The 20,947-nt window shown below is 63.0% G+C and carries 22 protein-coding genes; 13 read left to right on the forward strand and 9 right to left on the reverse strand.

Annotation, left to right across the window (positions count from 1 at the left end; all coding sequences use genetic code 11):
* Positions 1-34: 34 nt before the first annotated feature.
* The 4 genes from HBJ55_RS18815 to HBJ55_RS18825 all read right to left on the reverse strand — a co-directional run bounded on the left by HBJ55_RS18815 (position 35) and on the right by HBJ55_RS18825 (position 3,088).
* Positions 35-301, reverse strand: coding sequence for a hypothetical protein (locus HBJ55_RS18815; RefSeq protein WP_167118675.1), 267 nt, complete (start codon positions 299-301; stop codon positions 35-37).
* Positions 298-1,629 carry a heavy metal translocating P-type ATPase gene (locus tag HBJ55_RS22770; RefSeq protein WP_479688612.1) on the reverse strand — a complete coding sequence of 444 codons (1,332 nt, stop codon included), beginning with the start codon at positions 1,627-1,629 and terminating at the stop codon, positions 298-300. Before HBJ55_RS22770 ends, HBJ55_RS18815 begins: the two co-directional genes overlap by 4 nt.
* Entirely contained in the window at positions 1,617-2,477 is an 861-nt protein-coding gene (locus HBJ55_RS22775) for a heavy metal translocating P-type ATPase (protein WP_479688613.1), read from the reverse strand. The genes HBJ55_RS22770 and HBJ55_RS22775 overlap by 13 nt, the downstream gene beginning before the upstream one ends.
* A 212-nt stretch (positions 2,478-2,689) precedes the next feature.
* Entirely contained in the window at positions 2,690-3,088 is a 399-nt protein-coding gene (locus tag HBJ55_RS18825) for a TrbC/VirB2 family protein (protein ID WP_167118679.1), read from the reverse strand.
* Between the two features lie 744 nt (positions 3,089-3,832).
* Here HBJ55_RS18825 and HBJ55_RS18830 point away from each other — a divergent pair.
* The 3 genes from HBJ55_RS18830 to HBJ55_RS18840 all read left to right on the forward strand — a co-directional run bounded on the left by HBJ55_RS18830 (position 3,833) and on the right by HBJ55_RS18840 (position 6,693).
* Positions 3,833-4,615, forward strand: a complete 783-nt coding sequence (locus tag HBJ55_RS18830; protein WP_167118682.1) for a WD40/YVTN/BNR-like repeat-containing protein — start codon at positions 3,833-3,835, stop codon at positions 4,613-4,615.
* A 48-nt stretch (positions 4,616-4,663) separates the two neighbouring features.
* Positions 4,664-5,482, forward strand: coding sequence for a prolipoprotein diacylglyceryl transferase (lgt, locus tag HBJ55_RS18835; protein WP_167118685.1), 819 nt, complete (start codon positions 4,664-4,666; stop codon positions 5,480-5,482).
* Positions 5,483-5,604: 122 nt separating this feature from the next.
* The gene (locus HBJ55_RS18840) at positions 5,605-6,693 is read left to right on the forward strand and encodes a L,D-transpeptidase family protein (RefSeq protein ID WP_167118688.1); all 1,089 of its coding nucleotides are present in this window, start codon (positions 5,605-5,607) and stop codon (positions 6,691-6,693) included.
* 86 nt (positions 6,694-6,779) lie between these two features.
* Here the strand turns inward: HBJ55_RS18840 and HBJ55_RS18845 are convergent, their stop codons facing one another.
* A complete protein-coding gene (locus tag HBJ55_RS18845) occupies positions 6,780-7,109 on the reverse strand; it encodes a four-helix bundle copper-binding protein (RefSeq protein WP_167118691.1) in 330 nt (109 codons plus the stop codon).
* A 287-nt stretch (positions 7,110-7,396) separates the two neighbouring features.
* On the opposite strand from HBJ55_RS18845, the gene HBJ55_RS18850 reads away from it, so the two are divergent.
* The 6 genes from HBJ55_RS18850 (at position 7,397) to HBJ55_RS18875 (ending at position 13,205) form a co-directional block, all read left to right on the forward strand.
* Positions 7,397-7,876, forward strand: coding sequence for a cupredoxin domain-containing protein (locus HBJ55_RS18850; RefSeq protein WP_240936193.1), 480 nt, complete (start codon positions 7,397-7,399; stop codon positions 7,874-7,876).
* Between the two features lie 5 nt (positions 7,877-7,881).
* Positions 7,882-8,547 carry a response regulator transcription factor gene (locus HBJ55_RS18855; RefSeq protein ID WP_167118791.1) on the forward strand — a complete coding sequence of 222 codons (666 nt, stop codon included), beginning with the start codon at positions 7,882-7,884 and terminating at the stop codon, positions 8,545-8,547.
* Positions 8,548-8,590: 43 nt separating this feature from the next.
* Entirely contained in the window at positions 8,591-9,856 is a 1,266-nt protein-coding gene (locus HBJ55_RS18860; RefSeq protein ID WP_338072050.1) for an ATP-binding protein, read from the forward strand.
* A gap of 67 nt (positions 9,857-9,923) precedes the next feature.
* A complete protein-coding gene (locus tag HBJ55_RS18865; RefSeq protein WP_167118697.1) occupies positions 9,924-11,738 on the forward strand; it encodes a copper resistance system multicopper oxidase in 1,815 nt (604 codons plus the stop codon).
* 9 nt (positions 11,739-11,747) lie between these two features.
* Positions 11,748-12,518 (forward strand): copper resistance protein B, encoded by a 771-nt coding sequence (locus HBJ55_RS18870; protein WP_167118700.1) that lies wholly within the window; start codon positions 11,748-11,750, stop codon positions 12,516-12,518.
* A gap of 114 nt (positions 12,519-12,632) precedes the next feature.
* Positions 12,633-13,205, forward strand: coding sequence for a DUF305 domain-containing protein (locus HBJ55_RS18875; protein WP_240936194.1), 573 nt, complete (start codon positions 12,633-12,635; stop codon positions 13,203-13,205).
* Between the two features lie 159 nt (positions 13,206-13,364).
* On the opposite strand, the gene HBJ55_RS22665 is transcribed toward HBJ55_RS18875, so the two are convergent.
* Genes HBJ55_RS22665 through HBJ55_RS18895 form a run of 4 tightly spaced genes read right to left on the reverse strand, consistent with a single transcriptional unit; the run spans position 13,365 to position 16,925 of the window.
* Entirely contained in the window at positions 13,365-13,997 is a 633-nt protein-coding gene (locus tag HBJ55_RS22665) for a response regulator (protein ID WP_167118703.1), read from the reverse strand.
* A complete protein-coding gene (locus HBJ55_RS18885; protein WP_167118706.1) occupies positions 13,994-15,574 on the reverse strand; it encodes a PAS domain S-box protein in 1,581 nt (526 codons plus the stop codon). Before HBJ55_RS18885 ends, HBJ55_RS22665 begins: the two co-directional genes overlap by 4 nt.
* A complete protein-coding gene (locus HBJ55_RS18890) occupies positions 15,574-16,233 on the reverse strand; it encodes a 2OG-Fe(II) oxygenase (protein ID WP_167118709.1) in 660 nt (219 codons plus the stop codon). The genes HBJ55_RS18885 and HBJ55_RS18890 overlap by 1 nt, the downstream gene beginning before the upstream one ends.
* A 47-nt stretch (positions 16,234-16,280) precedes the next feature.
* A complete protein-coding gene (locus tag HBJ55_RS18895) occupies positions 16,281-16,925 on the reverse strand; it encodes a CoA pyrophosphatase (RefSeq protein ID WP_167118712.1) in 645 nt (214 codons plus the stop codon).
* A 70-nt stretch (positions 16,926-16,995) separates the two neighbouring features.
* On the opposite strand from HBJ55_RS18895, the gene HBJ55_RS18900 reads away from it, so the two are divergent.
* From HBJ55_RS18900 to HBJ55_RS18915, 4 genes are all read left to right on the forward strand, one after another.
* Positions 16,996-17,553, forward strand: coding sequence for an NUDIX hydrolase (locus tag HBJ55_RS18900; protein WP_167118715.1), 558 nt, complete (start codon positions 16,996-16,998; stop codon positions 17,551-17,553).
* Between the two features lie 26 nt (positions 17,554-17,579).
* Positions 17,580-18,539, forward strand: coding sequence for a sugar-binding domain-containing protein (locus tag HBJ55_RS18905; protein ID WP_167118718.1), 960 nt, complete (start codon positions 17,580-17,582; stop codon positions 18,537-18,539).
* Between the two features lie 141 nt (positions 18,540-18,680).
* Positions 18,681-19,985 (forward strand): ABC transporter substrate-binding protein, encoded by a 1,305-nt coding sequence (locus HBJ55_RS18910; protein ID WP_167118721.1) that lies wholly within the window; start codon positions 18,681-18,683, stop codon positions 19,983-19,985.
* 69 nt (positions 19,986-20,054) lie between these two features.
* Entirely contained in the window at positions 20,055-20,945 is an 891-nt protein-coding gene (locus HBJ55_RS18915; RefSeq protein ID WP_167118724.1) for a carbohydrate ABC transporter permease, read from the forward strand.
* The last annotated feature ends 2 nt before the right edge of the window (positions 20,946-20,947 follow it).

Here is a 20,947-nt window from a genome sequence, read left to right on the forward strand (position 1 = left end):
CTTCAATGACCCAGCGCAAGGAGTGCAGTCCCCTTCACTCCTTGCCTGGAGGATGGCCGTGACGATGCATCAGCAAATGCATGCCCAGGCACAGCATCATGGGCAGTAACAGCCAGGCGCCTCCGGCCGTCTCGCCGCGCCACATGAGCATTAGGAAGGCGCTTCCCATCAGTATCAGGAAGAGGGGCATCATCCAGGCGTGCAGCCCTCTCGAACGGACCCCCTGTGGCTGGCCCTCCACGCCAGGGTTCTCTTTGCGGTGGCTACCCGGCGGCCGGGAATGGGAGCGAATGCGGTTCATGACACGTCTCCTTGGGGCTGGGTGCGAGCGTAGCGACGCTTGAGCAGCAGCGAGTTGCCGATCACCGATAGCGAGCTTGCCGTCATGGCGATCACTCCCACCATGGGATGGAGCAGGCCGGCGGCAGCCATGGGGATGGCGGCAACGTTATAAGCGCTGGCCCAGATCAGGTTCTGTACGATCTTGCCGAAAGTGGCGCGGGAGAGGTGCATAGCTTCCACTACGCCGGTGAGCTCGCCGCGGACCAAGGTCACGTCGGCGGCCTCGATGGCTACTTCGGCGCCGGCGCCGATGGCGATGCCGACGTTGGCCTGTTTGAGGGCCGCTGCGTCGTTGATACCGTCACCCACCATGGCCACGTGGTTGCCGTACTTTTCCTGCAGCTTGCGAATGGCCTCGACCTTGCCTTCCGGTAGCACGCCGGCCTGGACTTCGTCGATTCCGACCTCCGCGGCCACGGCCCGCGCGGCACGCTCGTTGTCGCCGGTGATCATCACTACGTGCAGGCCGAGATCGTGCATCCCGCGTATGGCTTCGACCGACTCCTGCTTGATGGTATCGGCCACTGCCACGATGCCCACGGCCTGGCCATCGGCGGCGACGATGACGACGGTGCGCCCCTTGCCTTCGAGGGCCCGCAGAGTCTCGTCCAGCGCCTCCAGCTCGGCGATGCCTTGTTCCTCGAGCAGCATGCGATTGCCGATCAGCACGTGCCTTTCATCGGCCTTGCCGGAAACGCCTCGGGCGCCGGTAGAGCGAAACTCGCTCACCTCGCCGGGGTTCACCCCACGCTCCGCGGCGCCGTCGACGATGGCGCGGGCGATGGGGTGCTCCGAGGCATTCTCGACGCTGGCGGCCAGCGTGAGCAGCTCGTTTTCATCGACGCCTTCGGCGGCGACCACTTCGGTCAGCTTCGGCTCGCCGCGTGTGATGGTGCCGGTCTTGTCGAGCACCATGACCTTGATGTCCTTGAACGTCTGGATCGCCTCGCCGGAGCGGATCAGAATGCCTCGCTCGGCACCTATGCCCGAGCCCACCATCAGCGCCGTGGGCGTGGCCAGGCCCAAGGCGCAGGGACAGGCGATAACCAGCACGGCGATGGCGGCCAGGATGGCCAGTACCGGCGTGGCGGCATCGGGGTTCACCCAAGGCAGGAAACTCGCACCCCAATCGAGGATCGGGCGCAAGGCATCGGGAAACAGCAGCCAGGCGATCAGGCTGGCCAGGGAGATGCCCAGCACCACGGGGACGAAGCGGCCAGTCATGCGATCGGCGAACTCCTGAATGGGCACCCGCGAGCCCTGTGCCTGGTCGATCAGGCGAACCACCTGGGAGAGGAACGTATCCCGCCGACTCGGGTCGCCTTGACGCGCAGTCGTCCCTCCTTGTTGATGGTGGCGCCTATCACGCTGTCGCCGGGGCCTTTATAGACCGGTATCGACTCCCCTGTGGCGATGGCTTCGTCGAGGTGGCTCTCGCCATCGACCACCTCGCCGTCAGTGGGAAGCTTGTCGCCAGGCCGCACAATCATGATGTCGCCCGGTTCGAGCTCCTTCACCGGTACCTCGACCTCTTCCCCGTCACGCTCCACTCGGGCCGTCTTGGCGCCGAGGGTCAGCAGGCGGCGAATGGCCTGTGAGGCGCGACCCTTGGCCACTGCCTCGAGATAGCGGCCCAGCAGATGGAAGGTCATGATGGTGGCAGCCATCTCGATGAACGAGGTCATGGGGTAAACGAAGCCGATTAGGCCGATCAGATAGGGAGGTAGGCTACCCATGGAGATAAGCACGTCCATGTTGAAGGTGCCGTTCTTCAGCGAGCGCCAGCTCGACCGGTGGGTGGCCGCTCCGCCATGGAGAAATACCACCGGAAAGGCGAGCAAGGCGACGATGGCCAGGTAGCCGGGAATCGGCTGCCAGAACATGTGCGGTACCATCAGGAACATGATCAGCGTGGTGGGTACGCCGGCGATCCACAGCCGCTTGCGGGCCTGGCTCAGGTATCCTTCTTCGATGGCGGCCTCGGCTTCACCGTCGTCCTCGGCCTGGCTGCTCACCGCTGCGACATCGTAGCCGGCGCCTTCAACAGCTTTTTTCAGAGCGCTACCGTCGGGACCACCTTCGTCGAGAGTTACGCTGACATGGTGGTTGGCAATATTGGTCTGGATCTCTTCCACGCCGTTCAGGCGCTGGAGGGTCGTGCGTACGATACCGGCCGGGCACGGTCAGGGTGATCTTGGACTTCGCAGTGGTGCTCATCGCAGGCCCTCTGTCGCGCATGGTAGGGGCGGCCGGGAAAGGGACTTCCATGCGGCATGCCTACCTCCATAAATGCCCGTAAAAGGAGGTATGCCGAACTGCTTGATTAGCAAAAAGATATCGAGCCGTGTCAGGGGCGCAGTCGTTGGGTAAGCAAGTAGATGGGAAGAGAGGCAAGGGTTGGGGCTTCACCGGGGGAACCGATGGTGTTCTCGACCCGGGGAAACGCCACCGCGAAGGTGGGCAGAGACACCGCAACGTCGCTGACGTCCTGCCGCTCTGCACGCAGCATTGCCGCACTGGCATGCTCCCAGCCGTGACCATGCTCGCAGTGGGGGGCAGGCACCTGCAGGCTCGCGGTGATACTTTCGATGGCCGTGTTGGTAGGGGAAGATGAGGTGGGGTGTGCATGGGCCGAAAAGGCCGACACCAACATCAGCATCAATGCCAGGGGAACGGCAAGCCAGCCTCCACACCACCCGGAGCGGGTGAACGAGCGATGTGAGACCAAGGCTGCCTGCTGATGCATGGCGTGTCGCTCCGACGTGATGGGCAAGTTCAGAATAGTCGTTCCCGCTGGGCTGACATTGATCTGCATCAACCAAAGCGTCCCTCATCGGTCCGTTTGGTGCTGCAGGTTTTTGTTTTTTCTTCAATTCTTCATGGGAGTCCAAGGGCAGGCTTGCGGCTGCGTAGCGACCATGGAAGACTAGACGCCAATCCTCCTGCTGGCTGCCCGACTCCACATGCATTCCCGTTCCGTCTCCTGGTTGTTCTGCCTCCTGCTCGGTATCGCATTGGCGCTACCGCAGGTTGCTTCGGGTGCTTGGAGTGCTAGCGACGACTGTCGGGTGGCAGCTTTCTCGATGCTTGACCAATCCTCACTTCCCGACAGCGACGCTAGCCAGGCGCAGCACTCGGGAGAGAAGGTTGCCTGTACCGCTCCTTGCCCTGTCTGCAACAGCGCGCTGGCGCTTTACCCCGCTGCCCCACGCTCGCTCGAGCCACGCTGGGCCACCGATGAAGCGCCCCTTCATGCTCCCCGTGACCGCCCGGAGCGCCCTCCTCGCGCGTGAGAACTCTACCGTTTTTGGCTATCGCCACTCGCCGTCAGTGAGTGGCACGGTTATTCATGCACAGAGGACTCGCTATGCACCGCCGAGGTTTACCCTACTGTTCCGGCTCGATCGGTGACAGTTCGTTCCAACGTCTAGCTCTCGTTCTGCTGATGTCGCTGGCATTGCTTGCGGGCTGCTCCAACGAGCCAACTGGCATGTCCTTGGACGAGCTGCGCCAGAAAACCCATATTCACGGCCTGGCTTTTGACCGTGCCGATAGCGACAGGCTGCTGGTGGCTACCCATCACGGTCTGTATGCGGTCGGCAGCGACCGCCGGGCGCACCAAGTCTCCAGCGAGAGCCATGACTACATGGGCTTCTCCCCGCATCCCGAGGAGGCGGACCTGCTTTTTGCAAGTGGCCATCCGGCGCGCGGTGGCAACCTGGGTGTCGTGGTCTCCAGTGATGGCGGCAGATCCTGGGAGCAGCGTTCGGCTGGCGTTGATGGGCCGGTCGATTTTCATCAAATGACGGTAAGCGAGGCCGACCCCGACGTGCTCTACGGTGCCTATGCCGGCAAGCTCCAGGTGAGCCGTGACGGAGGGCATGAGTGGCTGGCTCAAGCCGATGCACCCCCTGGCCTGATTGCCCTGGCGGCTTCCAGCCGCGACCCGCAGCATCTGTATGCGGCGACACAAGGCGGCCTGCTGATGAGCCCCGATGGCGGTTTGCGTTGGCGCCTGATGCACCCGCAGCATAATCCGGTAAGCATGGTTGTGAGCAGCGACGGTGAGATCTATGCCTTTATGCTTGGCGTTGGACTGCTGCGTGCCGAAGAAGCTACACGAGAATGGGCGCTGGTAAGCGATAACTGGGGCGAGAACTACCTGGTACATCTCGCGGTTGACCCTAGAGATCCCGACCGGTTGGTGGTGGCAGATGACCAAGGGCATCTGTGGTTGAGTGAAGATGCCGGCCAGCATTGGGCGGCGCTATGAGGTCTGCTGTCGCCATACATTTGCCGCTGCCAAATTGAGGAAAGTTCCATGATCCAGTACCCACAGATCGACCCGGTGGCCATTTCCATCGGGCCCCTGCAAGTGCATTGGTATGGCTTGATGTACGTGGTGGGTTTCGTCAGCGCCTGGTGGCTGGGGCGCCGTCGGGCGTATCGCCTGGGCCTGAGCCACGATGATATCGGAGACCTGCTGTTCTATGCCGCTCTCGGCGTGGTAGCCGGAGGGCGTCTGGGCTACGTGCTTTTCTACGGCATGGAGCGGTTCCTGGCCAATCCGCTTTGGCTGTTCAGTGTCTGGGAAGGGGGCATGAGCTTCCACGGTGGCCTGGTAGGGGTATTGCTGGCAGCGTTACTGTTTACCCGCAGGAAGAAGCTCGCCTTTTTCCAGTTGACAGACTTCGTCGCCCCCATGGTGCCGATCGGCCTGGGGGCCGGGCGTATCGGCAACTTCATCAACCATGAACTGCCGGGGCGCGTCAGCGACCTGCCCTGGGCCATGCCGTTTAGGTACATGGGGCCGGAGCCGCGCCATCCTTCGGCACTCTACGAATTCGCTCTCGAGGGCGTGGTGCTGTTCATCGTGCTGTGGTGGGTTTCGAGCCGACCACGGCGGCGCGGCCTGGTCTCGGGGCTGTTCCTGATGCTCTATGGCATCTTCCGCTTCGCAGTGGAGTTCGTGCGGCTGCCCGACGAGCACATCGGCTTCATCGCCTTCGGCTGGATGACCATGGGCATGCTGCTGACGCTACCGATGATAGCCGTCGGCGTGGCGCTCATCTTGTGGTCGAGGCGTCAGGGGCGGGATGAGCTTGCCGCAGCGGTTCCTGCACGAGGAATGGCAGGCTGATGACTGGCCAGGCCAGAAGTGAAATTAAAACTCTTCGGCTGTCGAATCGAATTAGGATCGCTAGTATGAAGCCCATTTTTAAGGCTCCGCCGCCGGAGGCGGACAGGCAAGAGGCAAACGCAATGAGACACTACGGCACTGTTCGAGAGAACGGCCGGACGTCGTGGCGCCTGGCATGGCTGCCGCTGTTCGCATGCATACTGGCCATCACATTGCTGACCGGTACGGCTTGGGCCGAGGAAGAGGTGCCCGCCGCCGACGAGGCAGAGACCGCCGATGAGTGGCCAAAGGGACACTACCCGCTGCCCGAGCAGGGTGACGTGATCGGTGAGGACTATATCGTCGAGGCGAGAGGCGAAGAGACTCTGCTCGATATCGCCCGCGAGCATAACGTGGGTTACCAGGAGATCCGTCGGGCCAACCCCGACGTCAGCGTCTGGCTGCCGGGCGAGGGCACAGAGGTCGTCATTCCCGGCCGCTTCATCCTGCCCCCTGTCGAGCGGAAGGGGATAGTGATCAACGTCGCCGAGCTGCGGCTCTACTACTATCCCCCGGCTGGAGAAGGCGAGACCCCGCGGGTGGAGACTTATCCGATCGGTATCGGGCGGGAAGGCTTCGATACGCCACTGGGCAAGACCAAGACCACCATGAATCTCAAGGATCCGGCCTGGTATCCGCCGAGTTCGGTGCGCGAAGAGGCCGCAGCGCGTGGCGAGGAGGCGCCCGCCGTAGTGCCGCCGGGGCCGGACAACCCGCTGGGCAGCCATGCCATCCTGCTCGATATCCCCGGCTATCTGATCCACGGCACCAACAAGCCGGACGGCATCGGTATGCGCGCCAGTCGCGGCTGCATCCGCATGTTCCCAGAGGATGTCGCGTCGATCTTCGAACGCGTGCCCGTCGGCACTCAGGTTCACCTCATCAACCAGCCGATCAAGGCCGGCTGGGACGGCGACATGCCCTACGTCCAGGTCTACGAGGCGCTCGAGGAGCAGGAAGCCGGCATGGCCGCACTGATGGAGACCCTGGCACTACTCGAGCGCAACGGCGATGAGCCCTCAACGCCGCTCAACTACGAGCTGCTGCGTGAGTTGCTCGAAAATCCCAGCGGTGAAGTCATTGCGCTGACGCCTGCCCCTGAGCCCGAGCCTGAACCCGAGGAGGAAAGCAGCGAGGAAGAGAGCCTGCTCTGGGAGGAACTGGCGGTCTAGCCGTCACGTGACACTGCCCTTTTCTGAGGCTGGAAGCCACCCCGGGTAACGCCATGATTTGCCCTGCCGGGGTGGCTCTTTTCAACTCAGCTGGCCATGGTGGCGCATTCATCCGCGCAACTTTGGCACGCTTTGGCGCATTCCTGGCAGTGGTCGACTTGATGTTTGGCGCACTCATCGCCGCACTTGCGGCAGATATCGGCACACAGCCGGCAGAGTTCGCGAGCGTACTCGCTGTTCTGTGCCAGGAAGGAGGCCGCCAGACGGCATATCTGCGCGCATTGCATTTCCAGGCGGATGCACTCCGCCATCATCTTGACGTCATCTTCCTTGAGGCACTCCGTGGCGCACTTGTCGCAATAGGCGGCACAGGCATGGCATGCTTCGATACATGACTTGAATTTTCCAAAATCCATCTCGGTTCCTCCCGTCGATAGGGGTCATATGCTGAAATGCACATCGGGGCTCCGCCCGACGCTTGTGAAACTAGGTATTTCGGCATGGAAGGGTCAAGGGTCGTTTGTCAAAAGAAGTAAAGTAGGAAAGGAATCGTGACTGATGGGCCAAGCCTACAAGGGCTTTTTGTTTTCTACGGCAAGAGATTACCTCCAACTTAATGCCATCTTGAAAGATATTGATTCAGCTTGGGTTCAGTCTTGGAGACTATAAGTGGCCTTTCCCCCTGATAATGAAGAGGTTCACAATGCAAAGATTTTCCTGGTTGGTCCTGCTTGCATGTTGGCCAGCATTCGCCTTGGCCGCTCCCGGACACCAGGCTGGCACGCAACAGCCTGACGAGGCAGAGGTAGATCGCGTCATCCAGATCGAAGCGAGCGAGATGATGTTCGGTCCCGAGGCATTGACCATTGCACCCGGAGAGACGGTAAAGTTCGAAATACACAACAGCGGTGCGCTGGAACACGAGTTCGTCATAGGTGACCGCGCAGCGCAGGAAGAGCATCGCCGCATGATGCAGGAAATGGGCGGTCATGGTGGCCATGGCGACCATGACATGGCCGAGGGCGAGCATGGCGGTGACATGCCCGCCGTGACCATCGCTCCCGGTGCGACCGCCACGCTCGTCTGGACGGCTCCCGAGGGTACGAGCCAACTGCAATATGCCTGCAACATTCCCGGGCACTACGAAGCCGGCATGGTGGGGGAAATCGACCTGCAAGGGTGAATACGATGAAGCTGTTACTTCTCGAGGACGACGACCTGCTGGCAGAGAGCCTGTCGGAAACTCTGGAAGACAACGGCTACCGTGTTGACTCGGCTGCGACGATTCACGCAGCCGAGTCCTTGATGGCGACCGAGGAATATGCTCTGGCAATTCTTGACCTGGGGCTGCCGGACGGTTCCGGGCTCGACCTGATCGCCCGCTGGCGTGGCCAGGAACGTCGCCTGCCCATATTGGCGCTCACCGCGCGGGATACCTGGGAAGACAAGGTCGCTGGCCTGCGCCGAGGGGCCGATGATTACCTGGCCAAGCCGTTCCATGAAGCGGAGTTGTTGGCACGGCTGCATGCGCTCTTGAGGCGGCAGACGGGTCATGTGAACGCCATTCTCAGCATCAACGGCATACAGCTCGACGAAGAGAGGCGACAGGTCAGCACTGACGGGTGCCATTGGCAGCCATTGACGGCGACGGAATTTCGGCTGCTGCGCTATCTGATGCACCATCCCGACCGCGTCCTGTCCAAGGCGCAACTGCTCGACCAGCTCTATTCCCTGGAGCAGGATGCTCCCGCCCCGAACCTGGTAGAGGTCTATATTGCCAAGTTGCGGCGCCGGCTGGGCAAGAACGCGATTCAGACGCGGCGCGGCCAGGGTTATCTTCTTGCGTCGCGTTGAGCGTCGAAGCCTACGCTTTCGCCTGCTGGCCTGGCTTGGGGGGGTGGCATTCGTCGTCGTGGGCCTGACCTGGCTGATGCACGGTATCCTGTTGCAAGATCTGGCGCGGAGCTTCCTCGGTGAGCGGTTGCGTCAGGAGGCGGAGCATACGCTGCTTCAGTTTCATCAGGGGCATCTCTCGACGCAGCTCTGGCAGGCTGAGAGCCCCGCATTGCAAGTCTTTCACCATCTCTACGTGCTGGAACTGGACGGGGAGATCACCACGTCGCATCCACGCTGGCTCGAAACGCTGGTGCCCTACCTGGAGGGTGAAGACGAAGCGCTGGACGTCGTCTCCTCTGGTGAACGCCATCTGTTGGTGTATCGCAAGCGCTTCGAATTCGACGGCCGCTCTGGCGTGCTGCTGATCGGCGAGGACTTCGGCCAGGTGGAGGATGGGCTGGATGCGCTCCACTGGTGGGTCGGCGGCATCGCCGGCCTGCTACTGGTCCTGCTCATCGGTCTCAACATGATGGCGGTCAACCGTGCGCTGCGCCCGCTCTCCCGGTTGCGCAGGCAGCTCGACGAACTGCGCTCGGGCACGCGTGAACGGCTGCAGCTCGATACGCCTTCCGAACTCGATGCCCTGGTGGCGCAACTCAATCGCCTCATGGATGAACATGCACGACGACTCCAGCGCTCCCGTGAATCCCTGGCCAATCTCTCCCATGCGCTCAAGACGCCGCTGACGGCGGTCATTCAGGTGTTGCGTGGTTCACGTCCCATCGACCCGGAGCGTAGGGAGAAGATGCGTCGGCGGCTGGAGGACATGCACGCCCAGTTGGACACCGAATTGAAGCGCTCGCGCATCGCCGGCCCCAATGCAGGGCAGCGCGCCAACGTCCGGCATGAAGCCGAGCAACTCGTCGAGATGTTCTCCAGCCTTTATCCCGATCGAAGTTTCCGGCTCGACATCGACGCTTCGGTACCCGTCAGTGTCAGCGTCGAGCGGCAGGATTTTGCCGAGATGCTGGGTATCCTGCTGGATAACGCCGCCAAGTGGGCCTCCCGCGAGGTCCATTGCCGAGTGCGGCAGGATACCTCTCTGGCGCTGTGGGTGGAGGACGACGGTTCCGGTGTCGCACCTGGTGATATGGGTCGATTGGGGCGGCGTGGCACTCGGCTCGATGAAGGCAAGCCCGGCCACGGGCTGGGCCTTGCCATCCTGCGTCAGATCGTCGAGCGCTATGCAGGCCAGGTGCGTTTCGAGCCTTCTCCCGAGGGAGGGCTACGGGTCGAGGTCTGGCTTCCGCTGAGCGAGGCGGGCTGACCGTTCAGCCTGCTTTCAGCTATTCACCGCATCATGGCGCCTGGAGTTCCCCTGACAGGAGCCATGCATGACGACCAAGACAACCACGGGTCTTTCTCTTTCCCGACGACAATTGCTCCAGGGAGGTGCCGCCTTGGGTTTCGGAGCCGCGACCCTGGGGCTGTCGCCGGCCTGGGCCAATCCCTGGGGGCAGAGCAACACCTATCCCCAAGGGGCGGTGGAGGGCAACGATATCGCCCTGGCCATTCGTCGAGAAACGCTGGCGATCAATAGACGCAATACGCGCCCTATCACCATCAATGGAACGAGCCCCGGGCCACTGATTCGACTGAGGGAAGGACAGGACGCCACCTTGCGGGTCACCAACCTGCTGGACGAGCCGACCTCCATTCACTGGCACGGCTTGATTCTGCCGCCTGCGGTCGATGGTGCGCCGGGTATCAGCTTCGCCGGTATCGCTCCGGGGGAAACCTTCACCTATCGCTTCCCCGTGATGCAGAACGGTACCTACTGGTATCACAGCCACTCCGGCTTGCAGGAGCAATTGGGTCATGCTGGGCCGATCGTCATCGATGCCGCCGAGCGTGAACCGTTCCGCTTCGATCGCGAGCATGTGGTGATGCTGACCGACTGGACCTTTGAGGAGCCGGCCACGGTCTTTCGCAACCTTAAGACCGCCGAGGGCTACTACAACTTCCAGGAACGCACCATCACGGACTTTCTGGCCGACATGCGCGAGAACGGCTTCCGGGAAACGGCCCGCTCGCGTGCGATGTGGGCACGGATGCGCATGAGTTCGCGCGATATCGCCGACGTCACAGGCAGCACCTACACCTACCTGGTGAACGGCCAGGCACCGGAGCAGAACTGGACGGCACTGTTCAAGCCAGGCGAGCGGCTGCGCCTGAGGTTCATCAATGGCTCGGCCATGACCTATTTCGACGTGCGCATCCCGGGCTTGAAGATGACGGTTGTCGCGGCCGATGGCCAGCCCGTGCAGCCTGTGCCGGTCGATGAATTCCGCATCGCCGTCGCCGAGACCTACGATGTCATCATCACTCCCGAGGCCGAAACGGCGTATACGGTATTCGCCGAATCCATGGACCGTAGCGGCTTCGCCCGCGCGACCTTGGCGCCTCGCCTGGGCATGGAGGCCGAGATGCCCGAGCGGCGCAGGATCTCCGACCGCGGCATGGAGGCGATGGGGGCGCATGGCGGTATGGATCACTCCGACATGGCGGGCATGGACCATTCCGATATGGCGGGCATGGACCACTCCGATATGGCGGGCATGGACCACTCCAACATGGCGGGCATGGACCACTCCAATATGGCGGGCATGGACCACTCCGACATGCAGGACGACACGTCGCCTGGCGCTTCGAAAGGCGACCTATTGCCGGCGGGCACCGCCCAGCCCGGCTCGCAATATGACCAGGCGGGGATCGGAATTGATCCTGACGAGCGGCGCATCCTGGTCTATCGCGATCTCAAGGCGTTTCGCCCCTGGCCGGACCGCCGCGAGCCGGAACGGGAGATGGAAATCCACCTGACAGGCAACATGGAACGCTACATGTGGTCGTTCGACGGCAAGAAATTCAGCGAGGTCAACGGCCCCATCCATTTCCGCAAGGACGAGCGGCTGCGTCTGGTTCTGGTCAACGACACCATGATGGAACACCCCATCCATCTGCACGGCATGTGGATGGAGTTAGAGAACGGGGCCGGGGAGCTCATCCCACGCAAGCACACCATCAACGTCAAGCCGGGTGAGCGGGTATCCGCCCTTATCACGGCCGATGCCGAGGGTAGCTGGGCGTTTCATTGCCATCTTCTCTACCACATGGATGCCGGCATGTTCCGGGTCGTCAAGGTCTCGTAAGGAGCTCGCATGAAAACCAGAACGAAACTGCCTGTCACCGGCGCCACCCTTGCCTTGCTGGCCACTGTCGGGGCTCATGCCGAGGATGGCTACGACGCGCCGGGCGACTGGCCCTCTCCGATGGCGAAGCATCATGTCGGGACGGCGGTCTTCGATCGGCTCGAATACGTCTTTCCCGACAAGGAAGAAGAAACCCTGGTGTGGGATTTCGAAGCCTGGTACGGCGGCGACATCAGCCGCTTCTATCTCAAGAGCGAAGGCGAGAATGTCCAGGGCGACGGAGCGGGCGCCGAGTTCGAGGCCCTCGACCTGCGCTACGGCCACCTGATCGCGGATTTCTGGGAGCTCCAGGGCGGCATCGGTTACCAGGGCAACGTCGGCACGAACGACCATCCCGAGCGCTTCTATGGCGTCATCGGCCTGCAGGGAACGGCGCCATACCTCATCGAGACCAGCCTCGACCTCAAGGTCAGCGAGAATGGCGACGCCTGGGTGCAACTGGAAGCCGAACACGACGTGCGACTGACGCAACGTCTCTACCTTCAGCCGCGTGCAGAGCTGGTGGCTTCAGGCAACGACCTCGAAGAGTTTCATATGGGAAGTGGCCTGAACTCGCTGAATGCCGGCCTGCGGCTTCGCTACGAAATCACTCGCAAGATCGCACCCTATGTCGGTGCCTATTGGGTAAAGAGCTACGGCAGCACAGCCGATATGGCACGCGCTCATGGCGAGCCCACTGAGAATACTGGCCTCGTGGCTGGCATCCGCGTCCTGTTCTGAGAAGGTTAGTCCCCATCTCTTGTTCTGTAACGGAACTCTGCCTAGCCTTTTCGAACCGAGGTGTGATTTAGATGGAACGAAACGCCAGCCTTGGAGGAAGAAAGGAGTCATGACATGAAGCAAGGAGACAAGCACTCAGGCAGTCCTCATATATATTCCATGTACCTGCGCTTTGGAGCGATGATCCTTACGGCAATGGTGGTAATGTATGGCATGATGTTCGTGAGCGCCTGGGAATGGAACCACGTGCGGTGGAGCGAAAGTCGTTTTTTCATGGCGCTGTCCATGGGCGGGACCATGGGGTTAGTCATGTTGGGCTGGATGCTCAATATGTATCAAGATACCAAAATGAATCTAGTCATCATTGCAATAAGCTTGATGTTACTCGCTGGGGCGGTTTTCCTCGACCGGAGCCAGACTACCGTTCAGGACAAATCGTTCATGAGCGCAATGATTCCTCACCATTCCATGGCTATCTTGCGTTCAGAGCGCGCTGAAATATCGGATCAGCGGGTATGCGAACTGGCAGTCGAGATCAGTGAAGCGCAACGGCGTGAGATCCTAGAGATGGATTGGCTAATCGAAGACATCAAGCAAAACGGACCTGCCAGTACCTCAGAGGAAGCTGAGGCGAGATCCGTTCCTGAATTCGAAGTTAGCGCTGACCGCCAATGTGGGGCCGATTGATGCACTGATTCGGCAATTTCTGATCGAGGTGCTCCAACTCCTTCGGATTCGAGTGAAAGATGCCCTGATACTCTGCTAAATGACGTGGCAGCGACAGGCTATCTGGGTTTCGATAAGCAATGCCGAGCTTGCCGAGCCGCTCTCACCAGGGCGGCTCTCCTATTCTGCCAACGGCTCGACCAGCCCCAGCGCCACGCAGAGGCGCACCAGCTCGGCCAGGTTGGCGGCGCCGAGCGCCTTCATGGCGCGCAGTCGATACACTTCCACGGTCTTGGCGCTGACGTCCAGGTGCTCGGCGATCTCGCGGCTGGTCATGCCTTCGGCGACGAGTACCAGTATGTCCCGCTCCTTGGGACGCAGGGCATCATAGCGCGCGCGCAAGGTGTCGATGCGCTGGCGTAACGCGCGCTGACGCTGGTGTTCGGCCAGGGCTTGCTGAACCGCGTCGATCAGTTGCTGCTGGTTGAAGGGCTTCTCGATGAAATCGAAGGCGCCGGCCTTGAGTGCCGCCACCGCCATGGGCACGTCGCCGTGGCCGGTCATGAAGATGATCGGCACGCTAACGCCACGCTCGATGAGCCGTTGCTGCACCTGCAAGCCGGAGAGCCCCGGCATGCGAACGTCCAGCAGCACAGTGCCAAAGGCGTCGGGCTCGGCGGCGAGGAAGGCCTCGCCATCGGCGAAGGCGCCGGTGGCGAGCCCCACGGAATCGAGCAGCCAGGCCAGCGAATCGCGCAGCGCCTCGTCGTCGTCGACCACAGCGATACAGGGGGCGGCGGTGGGCTGGGTCACGGCTGGCTCCGAGGCGGCAGGCTGCGGTAGGGGAGGCTGGGTTCGGCCAGCAGTGTACCGGTAAAGGTGGCGCCATCGGAACCGTCCGCCAGGTTCAGGCTTCCGCCCATGGCTTCCATCAATGAGCGGCTGATCGCCAGGCCCATGCCCAGCCCCTCTGGGCGGCTGGAGTGGAACGGAGCGAAGATCGCCTGCGCCTCCTCCGCGCCGATGCCGGGGCCTTGGTCGCTGACGCTGAAGGTCGCCTCGCGCGGCCCGCTCTGGTGGGCGCGGATAGTGACGCATGCTGCATTGGGGCGTTGCCGGCTTGCTTCCAGCGCGTTGAGCAGCAGGTTGACCAGCACCTGCTCCAGGGCAACCGGATCCGCTTGTACGCGTGGCAGGGTTTCCGGCAGCTCGTGATCGAGCGCGATGCCGGCCTGCTGATACTGCCATTCGCACAGGCGGCAGGCGGCGTCGACTACGTCGAGTAGTGCAACCGGGCGTGGCCGGGTTTGCCCCTTGCGCACGAAGGTGCGGATATGACGCAAACGCTGCGCCAGGCGCTGCACCTGCTCGTCGATGCGCTCCAGCGGCAGGGCCAGGTCGCTGGCGGGGCGGTTCGGGTCACTGCGCAGCTGCATCAGCGCGCCGCTGGCGTAGTTGGCAATGGCGCCCAGGGGTTGGTTGAGCTCATGGGCGATATTGGAGGCCAGCTCGCCGGTGGTGGCCAGGCGGTTGGCGTGGGCGATCTGCTCTTGGTGGCGCCGCGCCTGGTCCTCATTGGCCTTACGCAGGCCAATGTCGCGATTGAGCAGCGAGAGATGGTCGGGTTCGGCGCCGGGGCCGCGGTGAGCCAATACCACGCTGAGGACCGGCACCGGCCCCCTGGGGCCAGGCATTTCCAGTTCGCCGCTCCAGGAGCCATAGCGGGCCACGGCGGGCAGCACGATTTCGCGCAGAATGGCCAGCGAGGCCGGTGTGTAGGCTCTTTCCAGCGGAGCATCCAGGCCTTCGCGGGGCAGACCCAGCAGGCGCCTCGCTGCCTCGTTGGTGTAGAACAGCCGCTCGTCGCCATCGCAGAACAGCACGTAGTCGGTGGTCGATTCCACCACCCGCGCCAGCCGTTCGCGGTTGGCCTCGGCGCGAATGCGTCGGCCCACGTCGCGAGAAACGCAGAGCACGTCGATCAGCTCGCCGGTGACCGGATCGCGGCGGGTGCGGCTGGTAGTCTCGAACCATACGTAGTGGCCGTCCTTGGCGCGGAAGCGATAGGTCTGCTGGTAGAAGCCGGCGTGGTAGTAGATCCTCGGCGACTTGTTGAGCAGGTCGGCGAGATCGGATGGATGAAACAGGTCGTAGGCCGAGATGCCGATCAGCTCCTCCGGTTCGTAGCCGAGCAGATCGCGGGCGGCCTGAGAGGCGTAGAGGAAGGTGCCGTCACGGGAATGGCGTGAGATCAGGTCGGTGGTGCTCTCGGCCAGCCATTGGTAGTGACGCTTCTCCTCGTCGAGCTCGGCGGCTTGGGCCTCGAGCATGGCATTGCGCGCTTCGAGCTCGGCCAGACGCGCGCGCAGCGCTTCGATCTCGCTTGCCATCAGCGTGCCGGATCCACCAAACCGCCCAGCGAGGCGTTGCGCCGGAACCAGCCGGCGATACTGGCCCGCGGCAGGCGGGTCGGCAGTACCTCGTGGGGCACGTTCTCGGAGAGGAAGCAGGCGAAGTTGCCTGCCTCGGGGCATATCCGGGCCACCTCCCGCTCGGGATCGTCGACGGCGAAGATCGCCATCTCGCCGCCGCCGTCCGCAGGCCAATCGGGGTTGAGGTAACCCACCGTGGAGACGACCCGGTTGGCACGCCCGCGGAAGCTGTCGAGATGCTTTCTGTAGAAGGCCCCGGGCGGATAGTGGGCGAAGTGCGCCTCGTATTCGAAAAGTCCCAGGAACAGTGCCTGATTCAGCTCCCGCTGCAGTTCACCCATGGCTTCCAGATAGCGGCGCTGGGCCAGACTCTCGCGATCGAGCCAATGGATGGCATCGCCGCGAATATCGCGACGCAGTTGGTGTTCGTCGCCACGGCCGATACCGGCGGCAGTCAGCGCCTCATGCTCGGCCATCTCCGCAAGCTCCCGATACAGGTCGTGACACAGCTCGACGTCGAGGAAGCCCTCGCCGATGAACCATCCCTGCTCGACCAGGGCGTCGACCAGTTGGGGCAGGGCGCTGGCTGCAAAGGCCGGGCGAACGAGAAGCGACATGGGCGAGGTGTAACCTCCGGGATGGCAACGAAGCCGGGTAGACTAATTCAGGAGACGCGCGTCTCGGTCTCCGAGCTGCGCAGCAGACGTTCGGGAAAATAGCATAGCCGACCGCCTGCCGGCTCATCGAACAGGCTGATGGGGCGCTCGAACCCCTCGGCCAGCAGCTCCACCAGCATCATCGCCGAGAGCCCCCAGATCACCTGGCCCTGGGTATGGTAGCTGGGCACGTAGTAAGGGCGGCCGTTGACCGGGATCACGTCGGTGTGGTGGCGGCGATCCATCATGAACAGTTCGAGCGGGACCTCGAAGATGGCGTCCAGCTCGGTCGGGTCGGGGGCAAGCGGCAGGTCCGGCGGGATCAGGCCGACGTAGGGCGTGACCAGGATGCCATGCAGCGATATCACGTCCGACAGTCGGCCGAGTAGCTCGACCCGATCCGGCGGCAGGGCGATCTCTTCCTCCGATTCGCGCAGGGCGGTGGCCAGCAGGTCACGGTCGCTGTCCTCGCGTTTGCCGCCGGGGAACGCCACCTGGCCGCTGTGGGTATTGAGGTGACCCGCCCGGCGGGTGAACAGCAGCGTAGGCTCGGGACGGTCGACGATCGGCATCAATACCGCGGCCTGGGGCATGGCGAGGCGCATGCGGCGAGGTACGTGAGCTTGCAGGCGCTTACGAAGTTTCTCTAACATGGAATTTCCATCGGGTTTGGTTTTTTCTACCCGGTGGCCTTCGCCGACGTCAAGCCTGCCAGGGAGATCCATGAACTTCTGTAGCCACTGTGGCCAACCCGTGCGCTTCGCGATCCCGGCAGGGGACGACCGCCCCAGGTTTCTGTGCGATTCCTGTGGCTCGATTCACTACCAGAACCCGCGCATCGTTGCCGGCACCCTGCCGGTGAGCGGCTCGCGCATTCTGCTCTGCCGCCGGGCGATTGCGCCACGCAAGGGCTTCTGGACCCTGCCGGCGGGCTTCATGGAGAATGCCGAGACCACCGTCGAGGCCGCTGCTCGCGAAACCCGCGAGGAGGCCTGCGCCGAAGTCGATATCCATGGGCTCTACACTCTGATCAACCTGCCGCACATCAACCAAGTCTACATGATCTTCCGTGCCGACCTCGCCGGCGGCTTCTCGGCCGGACCGGAAAGTCTCGCGGTGGCCCTGTTCGAGGAGCACGAGATTCCCTGGGGTGAGCTGGCGTTTCCCACCATCGAGCGCACCCTGCGCCATTTCTACGCCGATCGTGGCAACGACCACTATCCGCTGCACATCAGTGACATCACCGCCGAGGATCGCGAGCGCTACTTTGGCTCGGCCTGATGGGCAATCGAGAAGGAGCGGGTATCGTGGACAAGTTCGAGCTGAAACTGGATCAGGCGGCACGTGCCGCCTGGCTCTCCTACGTAGGAGGGCGGACCCAGGACGAGATCGCCAGCCAGCTCGGGGTATCGCGCCCCGGCGTTCAGCGTTTGCTGGCCCTGGCGCGCCAGGAGGGGCTGGTCAAGGTGCATATCGACCACCCGCTGGCCAATTGCATGGTGATGTCGGATGCCATCCTCAAGCGCTTCGGGCTCGAGTTCTGCGACGTGGTGCCTGCCGATCCCGAGGCCCCCGACAGCAGCGCCCACTACCTGGCCGTGGCGGGAGCGGAGCGGCTGGCCAGGCTGATCGAGCGCTCCGAGCCGCTGACCCTGTCGCTGGGCACCGGGCGTTCGGTGCGCGCCACGGTGGAGGCACTCAGCCGTATTGAGCGTCCCCAGCACCGCTTCGTCTCACTGGTTGGCAACGTCGCCCGCGACGGTTCGGCCAACCGCTATGACGGCGTGATGGTGCTGGCCGACAAGACTGGCGGCGAGCGCTTCCTGCTGCCGGCGCCGGTGGTAGCCGGCTCGGTGGAGGAGAAGGAGGCGATGCTCGCTCAGCGACTGTTCCAGGCCATCGTCGAGATCGCCAAGGACGCTGAAGCCGCCTACATCGGTGTGGGGCGCATCGACCGTCAGGCCACCCTGTTCCAGGATCACTTCATCAGTGAAGCCGAACTCGACGAGCTGCTCTCGCGCAGGGCGGTAGGCGAGTTGCTCGGCTGGCCGCTCGACCAGTCCGGCCAAGTGATCGAGTGCTCCATTACCCGGCGCGTCACCAGCCTGCCGTTGACCATGTTCCGCAACCAGACCCTGGTGGCGCTGGCCGGCGGGCGCGACAAGGGCCCCGCCATTCTTGCCGCGCTGCGTGGTGGCTGGCTCAAGGGGCTCATCACCGACGAGAGCGCCGCACGCTTCATCATCGAGAATGAAGGCATAGCCTAAAGTCTAAGGGTATTGCCTTTGCTTTTTTTGCCCCTGCGTCCGATCATTTGATCGTCACTTGAGTAAATTGATCAAAACAATGACTCCGGCTACAACAACAAGCGCCCTGAACGGGGCAAGCCCAGCACACAGGAGCCCGACATGAAGCTCGCTTACGCCTTTCCTCTAGCCGGCCTGGCAGCTGCCGTTGCCACTGCGGCACACGCCGAGACCATTACGGTCGCCACGGTCAACAATAACGACATGGTGATCATGCAGAGCCTGACCGAGGCCTTCGAAGAGGCCCATCCGGGCATCGAAGTCAACTGGGTAGTGCTCGAGGAGAACGTGCTGCGCCAGCGCCTGACCACCGACATCGCCACCGAGGGCGGCCAGTTCGACGTCATGACCATCGGTACCTACGAGGCGCCGATCTGGGCCGAGCGCGGCTGGCTGGCCGCGCTCGACGACCTGCCCGAGGCCTATCGCGAGGACGATCTGCTCCAGCCGGTACGCGACGGTCTCAGCTACGAAGGCAAACTCTACGCACTGCCGTTCTACGCCGAGAGTTCGATGCTCTACTACCGCACCGATCTGTTCGAGGAGGCTGGCTTCGAGATGCCCGAGCAGCCGAGCTGGGAGCAGGTGAGAGAGTGGGCCGCCGAACTCCACGACCCCGACAACCAATTGGCCGGCATCTGTCTGCGCGGCAAGCCGGGCTGGGGCGAAAACATGGCCTTCGTCTCCACCCTGGTGAACACCTTCGGCGGTCGCTGGTTCGACGAGGAGTGGAATCCGGAGCTCGACTCGCAGGCCTGGCAGGAGGCCATCAGCTTCTACGTCGACCTGCTTGGCAACTACGGCCCGCCCGGAGCCAGCTCCAACGGCTTCAACGAGAACCTGGCGTTGTTCTCGCGCGGCAACTGCGCCATGTGGGTCGACGCCACCTCGGCGGCGGGCAAGCTCTACAACCCGGCCGAATCGCAGGTTGCCGATCGGCTCGGCTTCGCCCCGGCACCGGTGGCCGAAACGCCCAAGGGGGCACACTGGCTATGGTCGTGGGCGCTGGCCATTCCCGCCACTTCGGAGAAGCAGGACGCCGCACAAACCTTCCTGACCTGGGCCACCTCCCAGGAGTACGTCGAACTCGTCGGTGAAACCGAGGGCTGGACCAGCGTACCGCCGGGTACCCGCGAGTCCACCTACGAGAACGAGAACTACCAGCGCGAGGCGCCCTTCGCCGGATTCGTACTCGATGCGATCAACAGCGCCGATCCCACCGATTCGACGCTGGAGCCTAGTCCCTATGTCGGCGTGCAGTTCGTAGGCATTCCGGAATTCCAGTCGATCGGCACCCAGGTGGGTCAGACCATTGCCTCGGCGCTGACCGGCGATACCAGTGTCGAACAGGCGCTGCAGAGCGCCCAGCGCGCCACCGAGCGCACCATGCAACGCGCCGGCTACTGATCCGACGCACTCGCCCGGCCGCCGGGGCCATGTCTCGGCGGCCAATTCCCAACGTTACGTGGTGATGCTATGAGCAAGACACGCGCCTCCGGGCGTACCGTCGGTGGCCTGCGCTCGCTGTCGCTGCAGGCACCCGCGGTCACGCTGCTGCTGCTATGGATGCTGGTCCCGCTGGGCATGACCGTATGGTTCTCGCTGCAGCGCTACAACCTGTTGATGCCCGGCATGGAGGGTTTCGCCGGCCTGGAGGACTATGAGTACCTGTTTACCGACCCGGCACTGTGGCGCGCCATGGGCAACACCCTGCTGTTGGTGGGGTCGGTGCTGGTGATCACCGTGGGCGGCGGCGTGCTGCTCGCCGTACTGTTCCAGCAGGAATTTCCCGGCCGCGGCATCGCCCGGGTGCTGGCCATCTCGCCGTTCTTCGTCATGCCCACGGTGAGTGCGCTGGTATGGAAGAACATGATGATGCATCCCTCCAACGGGGTGCTGTCGTGGGTTGCCGGCGTGTTCGGCCTGCCGGCGGTGGACTGGTTCTCGTCGCTGCCGCTCACGTCGATCGTCATTATCGTGGCCTGGCAGTGGCTACCGTTCGCGCTGCTGATTCTGCTCACCGCCATGCAGTCGCTCGACGATGACCAGGTCGAGGCGGCACGCATGGATGGAGCGGGCCCCATCGCAGTGTTCTTCTATATCACCCTGCCGCACCTGAAACGCGCCATCAGCGTGGTGATCATGATCGAGATGATCTTCCTGCTGACGATCTTCGCCGAGATCTACGTCACTACCTCCGGTGGGCCGGGGCTCGCCACCACCAACCTGGCGTTCTTGATCTACATCCAGGCGCTGCTCGACTTCGACGTCGGCCTGGCCTCCGCCGGCGGGGTGGTCGCCATCGTCCTGGCCAACATCGTCGCTATCTTCCTGGTCCGGCTGGTGGCCAAGAACCTGGAAAACTGAGG

It is taken from the genome of Billgrantia bachuensis (assembly GCF_011742165.1).
GTDB classification, from domain to species: Bacteria; Pseudomonadota; Gammaproteobacteria; order Pseudomonadales; family Halomonadaceae; genus Halomonas; species Halomonas bachuensis.

Excerpts from the sequence above, each read along its gene's own strand:
- HBJ55_RS18910 (WP_167118721.1), top strand. The coding sequence starts at position 18,681 with ATGAAGCTCGCTTACGCCTTTCCTCTAGCCGGCCTGGCAGCTGCCGTT.
- HBJ55_RS18890 (WP_167118709.1), bottom strand. The coding sequence starts at position 16,233 with ATGTCGCTTCTCGTTCGCCCGGCCTTTGCAGCCAGCGCCCTGCCCCAA.
- HBJ55_RS18830 (WP_167118682.1), top strand. The coding sequence starts at position 3,833 with ATGTCCTTGGACGAGCTGCGCCAGAAAACCCATATTCACGGCCTGGCT.
- HBJ55_RS18915 (WP_167118724.1), top strand. The coding sequence starts at position 20,055 with ATGAGCAAGACACGCGCCTCCGGGCGTACCGTCGGTGGCCTGCGCTCG.
- HBJ55_RS18870 (WP_167118700.1), top strand. The coding sequence starts at position 11,748 with ATGAAAACCAGAACGAAACTGCCTGTCACCGGCGCCACCCTTGCCTTG.
- HBJ55_RS18850 (WP_240936193.1), top strand. The coding sequence starts at position 7,397 with ATGCAAAGATTTTCCTGGTTGGTCCTGCTTGCATGTTGGCCAGCATTC.
- HBJ55_RS18845 (WP_167118691.1), bottom strand. The coding sequence starts at position 7,109 with ATGGATTTTGGAAAATTCAAGTCATGTATCGAAGCATGCCATGCCTGT.
- HBJ55_RS18895 (WP_167118712.1), bottom strand. The coding sequence starts at position 16,925 with ATGTTAGAGAAACTTCGTAAGCGCCTGCAAGCTCACGTACCTCGCCGC.
- HBJ55_RS18825 (WP_167118679.1), bottom strand. The coding sequence starts at position 3,088 with ATGCATCAGCAGGCAGCCTTGGTCTCACATCGCTCGTTCACCCGCTCC.
- HBJ55_RS18885 (WP_167118706.1), bottom strand. The coding sequence starts at position 15,574 with ATGGCAAGCGAGATCGAAGCGCTGCGCGCGCGTCTGGCCGAGCTCGAA.
- HBJ55_RS18840 (WP_167118688.1), top strand. The coding sequence starts at position 5,605 with ATGAGACACTACGGCACTGTTCGAGAGAACGGCCGGACGTCGTGGCGC.
- HBJ55_RS18865 (WP_167118697.1), top strand. The coding sequence starts at position 9,924 with ATGACGACCAAGACAACCACGGGTCTTTCTCTTTCCCGACGACAATTG.
- HBJ55_RS18815 (WP_167118675.1), bottom strand. The coding sequence starts at position 301 with ATGAACCGCATTCGCTCCCATTCCCGGCCGCCGGGTAGCCACCGCAAA.
- HBJ55_RS18855 (WP_167118791.1), top strand. The coding sequence starts at position 7,882 with ATGAAGCTGTTACTTCTCGAGGACGACGACCTGCTGGCAGAGAGCCTG.
- HBJ55_RS18875 (WP_240936194.1), top strand. The coding sequence starts at position 12,633 with ATGAAGCAAGGAGACAAGCACTCAGGCAGTCCTCATATATATTCCATG.
- HBJ55_RS18900 (WP_167118715.1), top strand. The coding sequence starts at position 16,996 with ATGAACTTCTGTAGCCACTGTGGCCAACCCGTGCGCTTCGCGATCCCG.
- lgt (WP_167118685.1), top strand. The coding sequence starts at position 4,664 with ATGATCCAGTACCCACAGATCGACCCGGTGGCCATTTCCATCGGGCCC.